Origin of the sequence: Chondromyces apiculatus DSM 436, assembly GCF_000601485.1 — a bacterium.
GTDB lineage: Bacteria > Myxococcota_A > Polyangia > Polyangiales > Polyangiaceae > Chondromyces > Chondromyces apiculatus.
In genome coordinates, this window is record NZ_ASRX01000065.1 from 38,191 (window position 1) to 52,237 (window position 14,047).

Consider the following 14,047-nt stretch of genomic DNA (forward strand, 5'->3'; position numbering starts at 1 on the left):
GTTCCTGATCACCGCCTCACCCAGGTACGGCTGACCAAACGCCCTTGGATCCAGGAGCGGACGAACGTGAGACAACAGACCAGGAACGCCTGGCCCACCCGCTCCAGGGCGCGCCCCTGGCCGTCGCGAGTCACAGAGAATAAGGAGGAGGGTGGCAGCCGCCGGGAGCGCAGGCGCTCGGAAGCGCAGCCGCTGTGAGCGCAGGCGCTCGGCGACGCTTTTGAGGGGCCCAGGCGCTCGGCGCCTCAGTAGTTGCGGACCACGATCTCGCCGACCTTGCCCCGGCCGGTGGCGCGGCTGTTGATGCTGCGCGAGGCCTGTACCGAGTCGATGGAGAAATCGCGGTAGACGTGCCGGATCTGCGGCACATCCGAGCAGGACAGCATCACGAAGGCCCGCTTCTGCGCGAGCGTGCAGAACACTTCGTAGAGGCGGAGCTGGTCGGCCCAGTTAAAGCCGCCGGGGATGTAGGACGTGAAGTTCGCCGTCGCCGACACCGGCGGGTAGGGCGGGTCGAGGTAGACGAAATCGCCGGGATTCACGTCGTCCGCGACCTTCGAGAAATCGCGCACGGCGAGGTGGACGCCGCGGAGCGCGGACGAGCAGGTCCGCAGGTTCTCCGCGTCGCAGATCTTCGGCTTGGTGAAGCGCCCGAACGGCACGTTGAAGCGCCCCTCCTGGTTCACCCGGTACAGGCCGTTGAAGCCGGACCGGTTCAGGAACACCGTCCTCGCCGCCCGCTCCACGTGGGACATGTCCCGCGGCTCCAGGCCGCGGACCGCGTAGTAATGGTCGCGGTCGTAGCGGTGCCCCTGGAGCACCTGGATCAGCGGCTCCACCTCGTCACGGACGACGCGGTAGCAGTTGACCAGCTCCTCGTTGACGTCCGTCAGCGCCGCGTCGAGATCCACCGAGGTGGAGGTCCGGAGGTGAAAGAACACCGCCGCGCCACCGACGAATGGCTCGAAATAGCGGCCGAATCGCTTGGGAAACAGGGGGCGATATTGATCGAGAAGCTGGCCCTTGCCCCCCACCCACTTGAGAAACGGGCGCGCACGTGGTGCGTCGTCCCGCTCTTCAACAAGGCGGACGGCGGCCGAGGAGGTCGGCATACTGCCTCCGAGGACGCATTGGAGACGCAATGCAGCGTCTGGCGGATCCGGACCTTAGCACGCGATCCAGAGATGCCTCAAGCGACGGATCACGCGCGGATCCGCTATTTCTCCCGCGGATCTCGCGCCGATCGCGAAACCACGACCTATTGGGGCAGACGCCGGACGATACCCCTATCCATTGGGGAGAGCGTCCATGGCTGGAGAGGAGGGGGGAGGGCGCGAGGAGAACGCTGGATCAGGCCTGGGCGGGGCGCACCAGGCCCACCGGGCAGGAGACGCCGGTGCCGCCGACCCCGCAGTAACCGTCCGGGTTCTTGGCGAGGTACTGCTGGTGGTACTCCTCGGCATAGTAGAACTCGGGCGCGTCGAGGATCTCCGTGGTGATCCGGCCATACCCAGCCGCCGTGAGCTCCTTCTGGTACCCCTCCAGGGAAGCCTCGGCCGCCTTCCGCTGCCCCTCGTCATAGCAATAGATGCCCGAGCGGTACTGGGTGCCCACGTCGTTGCCCTGCCTCATGCCCTGGGTCGGATCGTGGTTCTCCCAGAAGAGGCGGAGCAGCTCCTCATAAGAGATCACCGCGGGGTCGAAGACGACCAAGGCCACCTCGTTGTGACCCGTGCCGCCCGTGCAGACCTCGCGGTACGTGGGGTTCGGCGTCACGCCCGCCGCGTAGCCCACGGCCGTGGTGTACACGCCGTTCACCTTCCAGAACTTGCGCTCGACGCCCCAGAAGCACCCCATCCCGAAGAGGGCATGCTCCATCCCCTCGGGAAAGGGCGGGGTCAGGCGGTGGCCGCTCACGAAATGTCGCTCAGGCACGGGCATGCGTTCGGTCCTGCCCGGCAACGCCTCCGCGGGGGAGGGCAACTTCAACTTGCGCGCTTCGATCCACATGGGGAGAGATCTTGGCGGATCGCCCGCCCCGCGGCCAGGGGTCCAGCGTTCGCCTCTGCTGCGGCAGGCGCGGCGGTCAGGGAAGAGGAACCGGCTGTGGCAGGCGGTGCGGCTCTGACGGGGGCTCTGACGGGGACTCTGACGGGGACTCTGACGGGGACTCTGACGGGGGCCGGCGCGACGGCGCGGGCTTGTCGTACGGCTCGCCCACCCGGAACTTCACCGCGAAGCCCGCCGAGAAGAAGAGCGCCGCGTTGTTGTCCAGGTTGTCGAGCCAGGTGGCGACGCCCGCGTGAGGCTGGAGCCGCACCAGGTCGCTGACGATGAACTCGATGCCGAGCGAGCCGCCAGCGAAGTTCTGGTACGAGCCGCCGCCCTCGCTGAAGGTGGAGACGCCGATGTAGCGGGGGCCAATCGTGAAGCGCATCCAGTCGGTGGGCGCGAGGTCGACGAGCAGCGGGATCTGGAACTGCACGAACCCCGCCGTCGAGCCGCCCGGCGACACGAAGGTGCTGTTGACGCCAGGGTCCACCGCCAGCGCGACGTACTCGGTGTCGAGGAAGTTCACCTTCGCGTCGAGCCCGAAGTTGCCCCAGCCGCTGATCTGGAAGGCGGCGTCGAAGCGCTCGTGGAAGCCGTAACGGAGGCCGAAGTCGATGTTGGGGATGACGGCCGTGCCATCGTTCTCCGACGAGGTGCCTCCGAGCGCGCTGTAGCTCAGCCCCGTCGCCCCTGGCGAGACCGCGATCTCGAACTGCCCCGGGGTCACGGCCTTGGCCGTCGTCATCGACGAGTAGCTGGGACACCCCATGAGGAGCGCCGAGGCGCCCGCCACCGCCACGACTCCTGCGATCCGCCCCGGCCCCCGCCTCAAGAGATCACCCCACATCCTGCATGCTCCTTCCCCGGCATTCACCGCCCGGGACGCTGTGAAGAAAGAGGCACCGTACCTCGGGTCCGCGCGTCTGCGGTAGGGTGCAGGGATGGCGCGCTCACGCGAAAACGTGCTGGTGATCGGCGCCGGGATGGCCGGTCTCGCGGCTGCCTCGCGGCTGCTGGAAGCCGGGGTGGAAGTTTCGATCCTGGAGGCGCGCGCACGCCCCGGAGGACGGCTCGCCACGCTCGATGCAGAGGGCCTCTCCATCGAGGCAGGCGCGGAGTTCGTGCACGGCACCCCCGAGCCACTCTGGGAGCTTCTGGCGCGCGCAGGCATCGCCACGGTCGACGTCGGAAGTGGACAGGTCGACGTCGGGACCCGAGCGTCGGAGCCATCGCCCGCGTCGGAGCCATCGCTCGCCGAGATGGCCGAGATCCTGGAAGCGTTCGCCGACGCCGACGGCAGCGTCGCCGACTTCCTCGCGCTGCCATCCACCCAGGCGCGCTGGAGCCCCGAGGCGCGCGCGCGCGCGGCCACCTACGTGGAGAGCTTCCACGCCGCCCCCGTCGCGCTCGCCAGCGCGCGCGGCACCGCCCGCGCCGAGCAGGGGGCGTCGGCATCCTCGGAGTCGGCGACGTTCCGGGTGCAGCCAGGCTACGGGGCCCTCGTACGCGCGCTGGCGGCGCCACTCGGAGACCGGCTCTTGCTCGACACGGTCGTCACCGCAGTACGCTGGGAACGCGGGCGGGTGGAGGTGGACGCGCGCACGTACCCCGGGGCCCGCATGCGCACCTTCGAGGCGCGCGCCGCCGTGATCACGCTGCCGATCGGGGTGCTCCAGCTCCCCGCCGGCGCCGAGGGGGCGATCCGCTTCACGCCGCCGCTCCCGGAAGCGACCCAGCACGCCATCGCATCCCTCGGGATGGGCCCCGTGGTGCGGGTCGTGCTGGCATTCGCGGCGCCCTTCTCGACCGGTCCAGGCGAGCCGACGTTCCTGCACACGCCCGGCGAGGCGTTCTCCGTGTTCTGGGCCCTGCCCGGCAAGGCACCCCGCGCGTCCGGGAGCCCCACCATGCTCGTGGCATGGGCGGGCGGGTCGAACGCGGCAGCCCTGTCGGGGCGCGGTGCACGCGCCATCGCCGACGAGGCACAGGGGGTGCTGGCGCGGGCGCTCGGGCAGGACGAGGCAGCGCTCGCGGCACGCTGCACGGGCGCGTGGGTCTTCGACTGGCTGCTCGACCCCTACGCCCGCGGCGCCTACGCGTTCATCACCGCAGGCGCCGAAGACGCGGCCGACACGCTCGCCACGCCGGTGGAAGACACCCTCTACATCGCCGGCGAGGCGACATGCTCCGAGGCCATCGGCACCGTCCACGGCGCCCTGCGCAGCGGCCACCGCGCCGCCACCCAAGTACTGGTACTGCGTACCCTGGATCAGGGGCCTGACGGCCCCTACGCTCCCGAGGGTCGCTACCCCCGAGAGGGAGCGTGAGCGCATCACCAGGGACCCGGTACGAACTCGCGGGCATGCGTGAGCGCATCACCAGGGACCCGGTACGAACCTGCAGTACTGCGTAGCTTGAATCAGGGGCCTGTCGGCCCGTGCGGTTCCGAGGGTCGCTACCCCCGAGAGAGAGCGTGAGCGCTTCACTCACTCACCAGGGACCCGGTACGAACCTGATGAACGTGGAGGCTCGAGCGAGCGAGGGTGCGCACGTTGCGCAGCCCTCTGTGGCGCGTTGCTCCAGGACGTCTTTCGCCGCGGAAACAGGCTTCGTTTGACGCAACGCGCGCTGCATGGACCAGAGCAAGAATTGCCCATGGATCTCGGCGCGACTCGGTCGCTGGTGTGCAGCTACCGCGCACCCTGACGGCGCACACCCGAAGCCCTGCGCGCCCCGGAGGTGCGCCGACCTCGTGTCGACGCCCCGGTGGTGCGACGCGCACGGCTCGCAGCGCTCCGCTTGCGGGCCGCAGTTCCGGCACTCCGACGCTGCGGGGTGGTGGAGGCGCTCCGGCGGCGGGCCGTGGTGCCTGTCGCGCGCTTGCGGGCCGTGGTCCCCGTGGCGCGCTTCGCCGTCGACCGCTTCGCCGTCGCGCGCGTCGCCGTCGACCGCTTCGACCCCGTGGCGCGCTTGCGGGCCGTGGTCCCCGTGGCGCGCTTGCGGGCCGTGGTCCCCGTGGCGCGCTTGCGGGCCGTGGTGCCTGTCGCGCGCTTGCGGGCCGTGGTCCCCGTGGCGCGCTTCGCCGTCGACCGCTTCGCCGTCGATTTCGTCTGGCGCTTCTTCGGGGCCGTCTTCGACGTCGACGTCTTCGCCTTCGACGCTCTCGTCTTCGGCTTGGACGCCGAGGTCTTCGACGTCGACGTCTTCGCCTTGGCCGGGGACTTCGCCTTCGCCGACGACTTCGACGACTTCGACGACTTCGCCTTCGCGGACGACTTCGCCTTCGACGGAGTCTTCGCCTTCGAGGCGGCAGACTTCGACGTCGAGGACTTCGACGACGACTTCTTCGGGACCTTGACCCCGGCGCGACGCGCCTTGCTCAGGCCAATGGCAACCGCCTGCTTCTTCGAGGCAGCCCCGTGCTTGCCTTCCTTGATGTGATCCATCTCCTCGTGGACGAACTCACCGGCCTGGGTCGTCGGCGCCTTCCCCCCGCGCTTCGCTTGCTGCGCGCGCTTCACCGTCTTCTTGCTGGGCACGATGCAATCTCCTTTGCGACGCTCGCGCGTCTGTGCTCATCAGGACTTGCAGTTCCCGGGCCACGCACCGATTGCGATCGCGCGTTCCATTGCTGCTCGTTTTCGTCGCGCTGCAGTCGACGACCTCTCCCTACCCTTGATGACGCACCTCGTGACGCGCGCACCAGCCTCCCTTGCGCGACACGCAGCGGCTCCCCGCGAGCGCGCGTGAGAGGAAGCCCACGGCTCTCCTGGAGTCCCCGCGAGTCCCTGCGCGTCGAGAACTTGGCCCGCGTGAACGACGTCGAATACCGCCCCGGGAGACGATGCTTCAGACCGCGGCCCGACCCCAACGGACATCGCTGCACAGCCCCGCCCCCGAGACCCACCCCGGCCTCGCCAGCACGCGGCGGCGGCGGCGGCTCGAGGCCCCGACCCCCACGCCGGACAAGGCGCGGCCTTTCCTGAAGTGGGTCGGCGGCAAGCGACAGCTCCTGCCCGAGCTGTCACCGCGCATTCCCGCGGACTATGGCACCTACCACGAGCCCTTCGTCGGCGGCGGGGCCCTGTTCTTCCACGCCCGGCCCCACCGCGCGGTGCTGTCCGACGCGAACGAGAGGCTGATCCGCACCTACCGGGGCGTGCGCGACGCGGTCGAGGAGGTGATCGACCTGCTCTCGAGCTACCCGCACGACCGCGCATTCTTCCTGGAGATGCGGGGCATCGACATCGACGCCCGGAGCGACGCGGAGGTCGCCGCCTGGTTCATCTACCTGAACCGGACCGGCTTCAACGGCCTCTACCGGGTGAACCGGAGCAACGTCTACAACGTGCCTTTCGGTGACTACACGAGCCCCGTGATCTGCGACGCCGAGAACCTGCGCGCCTGCGCGGAGGCGCTGCGGGCGACGACCCTGCGCTGCGAGTCCTTCGAGAAGGTGCTCGACCGGGCCAGGCCCGGCGACTTCGTGTACTTCGACCCTCCCTACGTGCCCCTGTCGGCCTCGTCGAATTTCACGTCCTACACCCGCGGCGGGTTCGGAATGACCGAGCACGAGCGGCTCCGCGACGTGGCCTGGAAGCTCAAGGCCCGCGGGGTGCACGTGCTGCTCTCGAATTCGTCAGCGCCGGAGGTGCACGCCCTCTATGGCGAGCGCTTCGAGCTGGCCTCGGTGGGCGCCGCGCGCGCCGTGAACTGCAAGGCCTCCGGCCGCGGCAAGGTGCAGGAGCTGATCATCCGCTGAGCCGCAGACGCTTCAGGAGACGCGGAGCTCCGGGAGAATGGGAGAGAGGGCCGGGCGGTCGTCCTTGCGCAGGTCCCCGGCGTGGCGGCTGCGCTGGACGAGGCCGGGGTGGGCAGAGGTGAGAGAAGCACCGTCCTGCGGGCCACCGGAGGGGCCCAGGGCGGCGATCCCTTCATCTATATAGGGAGAGACAGCCGCGGATCCGCAGCACCACGGATTTTTCGGGAGACGACCCCTCCCCCGACCACGTAACGCGGTTTTTTGGGAGACGACCCGTCCTCCGAAAAAGGGGCACGGGTTTTCCGGGAGACGACCCCTGCCCGCCAAAAGGGACGGGGTTTTTCCGGGAGACGAGCCCTCCCCCGCAAAAGGGACGGGGTTTTTCCGGGAGAGGACCCGTCCCCCGAAAAAGGGACGGGGTTTTTCCGGGAGAGGACCCGTCCCCCGAAAAAGGGACGTGGATGTTGCGGAAGACGGCTTGTCCGGCAGGCAGAGGGCACATCTGGGCCTGAGGGCGGGCCGCCGCACCGTCGCGGAAGCCTTCCGTGTCCGCGGCGCGCCGCGCTCCCTGATGCCCGAACGACGCACAAACGACGCGCGAACCCCGGTGCCGCTCCGGTCAGCCCTTGCGCGCGGTCACCCGGGCATAGATGGTGCGGCGGGGGACGCCCAGCTCCACGGACAGCTCGTCGGCGATGTCCCGGGGGCGGCGGCCGAGGGCGAGATCGCGGTCGATGCGGGCGTCGATCTCGGCGTCGCTCAGGCCTTCGGCTTCGCCAGCCTCGCCGGGCTCGGCGGGGCCGACGACCAGGGTGACCTCGCCGCGCCACTCGCGCTCCTGGGCGCGCGCGGCGAGGTCGGCGAGGGATCCGCGCAGGAGCTCTTCATGCACCTTGGTCAGCTCGCGGGCGATCAGGACTTGCCGGCGCGGGATGCGCTCGGCGAGGTCGCGCAGGGTGTCGGTCGTGCGGTGGGGGGACTCGAAGAGCACCACGGCTTCGGGCGTGGAGGCGACGAGGGCCAGCGCTTCGCGGCGCTCGCGGCCGCCGCGCGGGAGGAAGCCGACGAAGCGGAAGCCGCCGGTCACCAGGCCCGAGACGCTCAGCGCCGCCATCACCGCGGAGGCGCCGGGGATGGGGACCACGGGCGCGCCGGCCGCGGCGGCGGCGCGGACGAGGGCGTTGCCAGGATCGCTCACCACGGGCGTGCCGGCGTCGGTCATGAAGGCGAGCTGCTCGCCCGCGGCGAGGTGGGCGGCGGCGCGGGCGAGGTCGGCGTCGCTGGCGTGCTCGTCGAGGCGGTCCACGGGCTTGCCGCCGATGCCGAGGTGCGAGAGCAAGGCGCGGGCGCGGCGCGTGTCCTCGGCGAGGATGCGGTCCGCCGCGCGCAGGACCTCGACGGCGCGCTGGGTGATGTCACCGAGGTGGCCGATGGGCGTGGCCACCACGTACAGGGTGCCGACAGGCAAGGATCAGCGCGCCTCGACGGCGTCCCCGAGCTCCTCGCGGAGGTACTCGCGGAGGCGCTGGGTGAGGCGCGACTCGAGCTGGCGGACGCGCTCGCGGGAGATGCCGAAGGTGTTGCCGAGCTCCTGCAGGGTGAGCGGGTCCTCGGCGACCATGCGCTTGTCGAAGATGTCGATGTCCTTGCCGGTGAGCGTCTTCCTGAACTCGGCGAGCCGGTCGTGGACGAGGTGGCCGACCTCCTGCGACTCGAAGTCGATCTCGGGGCCCTGGCCGGGGTTCGGGAGCAGCTCCACGCGGGAGATGGTGCGGCCCTCGGCGTCGCCGGCCGGCGCGTCGAGCGAGGCCTCGCCGTTGGAGAGGCGGCGATCCATGTCGACGACCTCGTGCTCCTCGACGTCGAGGCGCTTGGCGATCTCGTTCGGCGTGGGGTCGATGCCCATCGCGGAGAGCTTGGCCTTCTCCTTGTTCAGGTTGAAGAAAAGCTTGCGCTGGGCCTGCGTCGTGCCGAGCTTCACGAGGCGCCAGTTGTTGAGGATGAAGCGGAGGATGTACGCGCGGATCCACCAGGCCGAGTACGAGGAGAGCTTGACCCCGCGGTACGGGTCGTAGCGCTTCACGGCCTGCATCAGGCCGATGTTGCCCTCCTGGATGAGGTCCATGATGTTCTTGTAGGCACGGCGGTACTCGTACGCGAGCTTGACCACGAGGCGCAGGTTCGCGGTGACGAGGCGGGCGGCGATGTTCACGTCGCCGGTCTGCACGTACTTGACCGTGAGATCCTTCTCCTCGGTGGGCGTGAGCAGCGGGTAGCGCTGCACCTCGCGGAGGTACGCCTGGAGCGGGTCAGTGCGGGAGAGGGCAGCGCCGCGATCGAGGTGGAGATCCTCGTCCTCCAGCACGTCACCCTCGACGCCAGCGCGCTGGGCGGCGGCAAAGACGTCGGTGTCGTGGGTGCCGCTCACGTGACCGTCGTCGTGGTCATGCGCCTCGTCGCCGTCGTCGACGAGTTCGCCCTGGGCCTCGATGACCTCCTCGTCACCGCCGTCGCCGTCGGCGCGCTTGCTCTCGGCGTCCGCGTCGACATCCGCGTCGGCGTCTGCGTCGGCATTCGCCTCGGCGTCCGCGTCGTCCGCCTCCAGCTCGTCGTCCTCATCGGCGCCCGCGCGGCCAGCGCTACCCGCGCGGCCAGCGCTACCCGCGCGGCCCTTCTGAGCTGTAGCGCGGGCCGGCGCCGCCGCGGTCGCCTTGGCGGCCTTGCCGGCCCTGGCACGTGCTGGCTGGCGTTGCCGCCTGGGCGCCCGGGCCGCAGCAGCCGGGGCGGCCGGCGAGGACTTCGTCGCCGGCGAGGACTTCGTCGCCGGAGCGCTCTCGGTCGCTTCGTCCTTCGACGTGCCGACCAAGACGGTGCCGGATGCGGCGCCATCGGGCGACGACACGGCAGAGATGCCGGAGCCCGGAGCGGACGTCGCGGCGGCTGAATCCTCGGTCTGCTTCGTGTGCGGCTCGCTGTTCTTCGCCACTGGACCTCGCTTGCTGCGCCCCTCTGTATAGTACAGCTCTCTCGAAGGGCGCCATCCGACGCCGGGTTTTGGCCCCCGAGGCAGGCCCACGGCGCCAGCGCAGGGGACAGCGACGTTACTCGACCGGGAGAACGTGCTACACGCTGCCCCGGTTTCGTGAGCTCGTCGGTCCCGCCCCTCGTCCGCGCCCGGTCACTCCGGCCCTGGTATGTCATGGCGGCGCTCGTCCTCGCCGTGGTCCTCGGCCTGCAGGGGCTGGTCAACGGATGCGGCTCGACGCTGATCCTGCGGGAAGGGACCATGCCCAACCTCGCGACCGTGGCGGCTCAGGCCGAGGAGGCGGCTCAGGCCGAAGAGGCGGAGCCGATCCAGATCCAGATCCAGATCCTGTTCCGGCTCGGTGACGCGGCGCACCTGCGCTCGCTCGCGGAGCACGCCCGGGTGACCTTTCCGCTCGGGGTCGGGCGGATGCTGCTCGGAGGGCTGCTCTGCGTGGCGGGGTTCCTGGCCCTCAGCGGCAGGCGGGGCTCGCGGACGTTCTTGCTCCAGGCGGTGGCCGCAAACGCGGTGTTCGTGGCGCTCGACTACGCCCTGACGCCCGCGGTGCGCGCGTCGTGGATCGGGATGATGGCCCAGGCGTCCTCGCTCTTGCCCGGCGGGCTCACCGAGCAGGAGCGCGCGTCCATGACCGATCCGAGGCTGTTGTGGATGGCGCAGCGGTTCCGGTTCGTGGTGTTCGGGCTGGGTCCCCTCGCGCTCATCGCGCTCGCGATCACGCGGGCGCCGGCGCGGCTGTGGTTCCAGGCGATGGCGGCCGCGACCAGGGACGACACGGAGGAGCCGTGAACGCGGTCGGGTCGGGGGGCTCGACGCGCGGCGAGCGCGGCGCGCAAGGCGTGAAGGATGCCCGGCGGGTGAGCGTGCTGCCGGAGGATCTGGCCAACCAGATCGCGGCCGGCGAGGTGGTGGAGCGGCCGGCGAGCGTGGTGAAGGAGCTGGTCGAGAACGCGCTCGACGCCGGGGCGCGGCGCATCCAGGTGGACATCGAGAGCGGCGGCGTCGTGCTGACCCGCGTCGCCGACGACGGCTCGGGCATGGCGCGGGAGGACGCCTCGCTCGCCGTGCTGCGGCACGCGACGAGCAAGATCACCCGCATCGACGACCTGCACGCGATCCAGAGCTTCGGCTTCCGCGGCGAGGCGCTGCCGAGCGTGGCCTCGGTGAGCCGCTTCGCGCTGCGCACGCGGCGCGAGGTGGACGCGGAGGGGACCGAGGTGCGCATCGAGGGCGGGGGGGCGCCGAAGGTCACGCCGTGCGGGTGCGCAGTGGGCACGGTGGTGGAGGTGCGCGACCTGTTCTTCAACGTGCCGGCGCGCCGGAAGTTCCTGCGCGCGGTGGCCACGGAGTCGGCGCACGTGACCGAGGTGGTGCAGGCGCTGGCGCTGAGCGAGCCCGGGGTGACGGTGATCCTCTCCCGCGAGGGGCGCGTGGCGCGGGAGTGGCTGCGGGCGTCGAGCCGGGCCGAGCGGGTGCGCGCGGCGCTCGACGGTGAGGAGCTGGCGACGTGCGCGGGCGAGCGCGGGCCGCTCCGGGTGGAGGCGTTCGTGTCGCGGCCGGAGCGGGCGCGGGCGGGCGCGGGCTGGCTGTGGTTGTTCGTGAACGGGCGGCACGTGCGCGACAGGACGCTCGCGCGCGCGGTGGGCCTCGCCTACGGGAGCGTGCTCGAGCCGGGGCGCTACCCGGTGGGCGCGGTGTTCCTGGACCTGCCGCCCACGCTGGTAGACGTGAACGTGCACCCGCAGAAGGCCGAGGTGCGGTTCGCCGACGGGCGCACGGTGGCGGAGTCGCTGCAGCGGATCATCGCCGGGCAGGTGGCGGCAGCGTTCGGGTTGCCGGCGCCGGGGCCAGGCGGCGGTGGCTGGGGACAGCGCAAGCAGAAGCCGGCTGCAGAAGCGCAAGGCGGCGGCTGGTCGTGGCCGGACCGCAAGCAGAAGCCAGCCGCGGAGGCGCAGGGAGAGGGCTGGTCGTGGTCGGGCAGCAGCAACGCGGGGACGGAGAGCGCCCCCGGAGACCCTGGCGCGGACGAGGGCGAGGAGAAGCGCTGGCGCGAGGGCGGGGTGCGCGCCGGGGATGGGCCGGTGCGCGCCGGGGATGGGCTGGTGCGCGCCGGGGATGGGCCGGTGCGCGCGGAGAATGGGCTGGAGAGGCATGCCGCTGCTGACGCCGAAGGCGACGAGGCGCGAGGAGCGCGCGGGGGCAGCATCGAGGCTGGTGCGAGGGGAGCGCCAGGAGGTCCCGCCGAGGCGCAGGGCACTGGCGATCCGTGGGGGCTCGGGGGAGAGGTCCAGGCGGCAGGGCCTGTGGTTCGCGCGGAGCCGAAGGCGCCTGCGCCCGTGAATGCACAGCTCCCGTTCCTCGCTCTGGTGACGTCCGGAGAGGGCGCGCAGCGGTCACCTGCGTCGGCCTCCGCGTCGGGCGCGCCGCGGCCGCAGCCCGGCGCGCCGCTCACCGCGTATCCGACGGCGGGTCAGATCCTGAGCGCGACTGCGGAGCGGCCGACGGTGTTCCGGGGCCTCAGGTTCGCGGCGCAGGTGCGCGCGACCTTCCTCGTGTGCGAGGGGGCGGACGGGATCTACTTCCTCGATCAGCACGCCGCGGCCGAGCGGGTGACGTTCCACCGCCTCCGGGAGGGCTACGTGGCGCGCGAGGTTGCGTCACAGAAGCTCTTGTTCCCGGTGCTCTTGCAGGCCACGCCGGCGGAGGTGGCCATGGTGGAGGAGGCGCAGGACGACATCGCGCGCACTGGCCTGGAGATGCGGCCCGCCGGGCCTGCGCAGCTTGCGGTGCACGCGGTGCCGAGGATCCTGGCGCGCGCGGCCCCGGAACGCCTGGCGCGCGATCTGCTCGACGAGCTGGGGCACGCGGGAGAGCGCGCGTTCTCGGGGGCGGTGGACCTGGCGCTGGCGACGATGGCCTGCCACGGCTCGGTGCGGGCAGGCGATCCGATGTCACCGGAGGAAGCGCAGGCGCTCCTCAACGCGCTCGACGAGGTGGACTTCGCCGGACACTGCCCGCACGGCCGCCCGGTGGTGATGCGGGTGGGGTGGGGAGAGCTCGAGCACCGGGTGGGGCGGCGATGAGCGCGGGGTTCGACCGCGCTGACGACACCCGCGCTGACGACACCCGCGCCGACGACACCCGCGCCGACGACACGGACGTCGATGACGCTCCGGGCGGTGCCGCGGCCGACTGGAGCACGCTCGCGCCGCCCACGGCGGAGGAGCTGGTGGTGGTGGTGGGACCGACGGCGAGCGGCAAGACCGAGCTCGCCGTGCGCCTGGCAGAGCGCTTCGGGGGCGAGGTGGTCAGCGCGGACAGCGTGCAGATCTACCGGGAGTTCGACGTGGGGTCCGGCAAGCCCAGCGCCGAGGAGCGCGCGCGGGTACGGCACCACCTGGTGGACGCGCTGGACCCGCACGATGCGGCCGACGCGCAGCGGTTCGCGCAGATGGCCGGGGAAGCCATCGCCGACATCCGGGGGCGGGGGCGGACACCGATCGTGTGTGGCGGGACGTTCCTGTGGGTGAAGGCGCTGGTGTGGGGACTCGCCCCGGCACCTCCTGGAGACGAGGGGATCCGGCTGCGTCACAAGACCTTCGCCGAGCGCGAGGGGCGCCCGGCGCTGCACGCCCAGCTCGCCGCGGTGGACCCGGAGAGCGCGGCGCGGCTCGCGCCGAACGACATGGTGCGGGTGAGCCGGGCCCTGGAGATCTACGAGCTGACAGGAAAGCCGCAGAGTGCGTGGCATGCGGCGCACGGGTTCCAGGAGCGACGGCACGCCGCTCGCTTGGTGGGGGTCTCCCGGGAGCGGGATGAGCTGGAGCGGCGCATCCATGTGCGCGTCCGGGAGTTCCTGAGCCACGGGTGGGTGGAGGAGGTGCGAGGGCTACTCACGCGCGGGTATGGGAGCGCGCGGGCGATGGGCTCGGTGGGGTACAAGCAGGTGCGGGAGCACGTGGAGGGGCGCTTGTCGGCTGGAGCGCTCGAAGAAGCTGCCGTCCGGGCAACACGGGTGTTCGTGCGGCGGCAGCGGACCTGGTTGAGGGATCTCGATGTCTCTTACGTGCGGATGTGACGCAGGTTGGCGTGATGCCGAAAGGCATGCCAGGGGTAGAGAGTACCTGATAGACTTCAATGGGGATCGGCACGAACGATCCCGGCTACCGGCGCCCAGGGAATCCACGTGC

The 14,047-nt window shown here is 71.2% G+C and carries 11 protein-coding genes; 6 read left to right on the plus strand and 5 right to left on the minus strand.

Translation table 11 applies throughout. The features are described 5' to 3' along the window. Positions 1-245 precede the first annotated feature (245 nt). The 3 genes from CAP_RS32575 to CAP_RS32585 form a co-directional block, all read right to left on the minus strand. Positions 246-1,112, minus strand: a complete 867-nt coding sequence (locus CAP_RS32575; RefSeq protein WP_044248010.1) for a DNA adenine methylase — start codon at positions 1,110-1,112, stop codon at positions 246-248. Positions 1,113-1,350: 238 nt separating this feature from the next. After that, a complete protein-coding gene (gene msrA, locus CAP_RS32580) occupies positions 1,351-2,010 on the minus strand; it encodes a peptide-methionine (S)-S-oxide reductase MsrA (RefSeq protein WP_044248012.1) in 660 nt (219 codons plus the stop codon). Between the two features lie 76 nt (positions 2,011-2,086). Next, positions 2,087-2,899 carry a hypothetical protein gene (locus tag CAP_RS32585; protein WP_156041343.1) on the minus strand — a complete coding sequence of 271 codons (813 nt, stop codon included), beginning with the start codon at positions 2,897-2,899 and terminating at the stop codon, positions 2,087-2,089. Between the two features lie 94 nt (positions 2,900-2,993). Here CAP_RS32585 and CAP_RS32590 point away from each other — a divergent pair, with 94 nt between their 5' ends. The 3 genes from CAP_RS32590 (at position 2,994) to CAP_RS32600 (ending at position 6,814) form a co-directional block, all read left to right on the plus strand. Next, a complete protein-coding gene (locus tag CAP_RS32590; RefSeq protein WP_044248016.1) occupies positions 2,994-4,379 on the plus strand; it encodes a flavin monoamine oxidase family protein in 1,386 nt (461 codons plus the stop codon). 412 nt (positions 4,380-4,791) lie between these two features. Beyond that, a complete protein-coding gene (locus CAP_RS51225) occupies positions 4,792-5,493 on the plus strand; it encodes a hypothetical protein (RefSeq protein ID WP_197041454.1) in 702 nt (233 codons plus the stop codon). A 403-nt stretch (positions 5,494-5,896) separates the two neighbouring features. Then, positions 5,897-6,814, plus strand: a complete 918-nt coding sequence (locus tag CAP_RS32600; protein ID WP_081865501.1) for a DNA adenine methylase — start codon at positions 5,897-5,899, stop codon at positions 6,812-6,814. A gap of 619 nt (positions 6,815-7,433) precedes the next feature. On the opposite strand, the gene rsmI is transcribed toward CAP_RS32600, so the two are convergent. Together rsmI and CAP_RS32610 are read right to left on the minus strand one after the other, a co-directional pair. Further along, positions 7,434-8,282 (minus strand): 16S rRNA (cytidine(1402)-2'-O)-methyltransferase, encoded by an 849-nt coding sequence (rsmI, locus tag CAP_RS32605; protein ID WP_044248019.1) that lies wholly within the window; start codon positions 8,280-8,282, stop codon positions 7,434-7,436. A 3-nt stretch (positions 8,283-8,285) separates the two neighbouring features. Next, the gene (locus CAP_RS32610) at positions 8,286-9,800 is read right to left on the minus strand and encodes an RNA polymerase factor sigma-32 (RefSeq protein ID WP_044248021.1); all 1,515 of its coding nucleotides are present in this window, start codon (positions 9,798-9,800) and stop codon (positions 8,286-8,288) included. Between the two features lie 156 nt (positions 9,801-9,956). On the opposite strand from CAP_RS32610, the gene CAP_RS32615 reads away from it, so the two are divergent. From CAP_RS32615 to miaA, 3 genes are read left to right on the plus strand one after another with little or no spacing between them, the layout of a single operon-like run. Continuing rightward, on the plus strand, positions 9,957-10,646 hold the full coding sequence (locus CAP_RS32615; RefSeq protein WP_044248023.1) for an FXYD domain-containing ion transport regulator: 690 nt from the start codon (positions 9,957-9,959) through the stop codon (positions 10,644-10,646). Further along, the gene (mutL, locus tag CAP_RS51230) at positions 10,643-12,940 is read left to right on the plus strand and encodes a DNA mismatch repair endonuclease MutL (protein WP_044248025.1); all 2,298 of its coding nucleotides are present in this window, start codon (positions 10,643-10,645) and stop codon (positions 12,938-12,940) included. The genes CAP_RS32615 and mutL overlap by 4 nt, the downstream gene beginning before the upstream one ends. Then, positions 12,937-13,935: a tRNA (adenosine(37)-N6)-dimethylallyltransferase MiaA gene (gene miaA, locus CAP_RS32625; protein ID WP_081865502.1), complete on the plus strand. Its 999-nt coding sequence runs from the start codon at positions 12,937-12,939 to the stop codon at positions 13,933-13,935. Before mutL ends, miaA begins: the two co-directional genes overlap by 4 nt. The last annotated feature ends 112 nt before the right edge of the window (positions 13,936-14,047 follow it).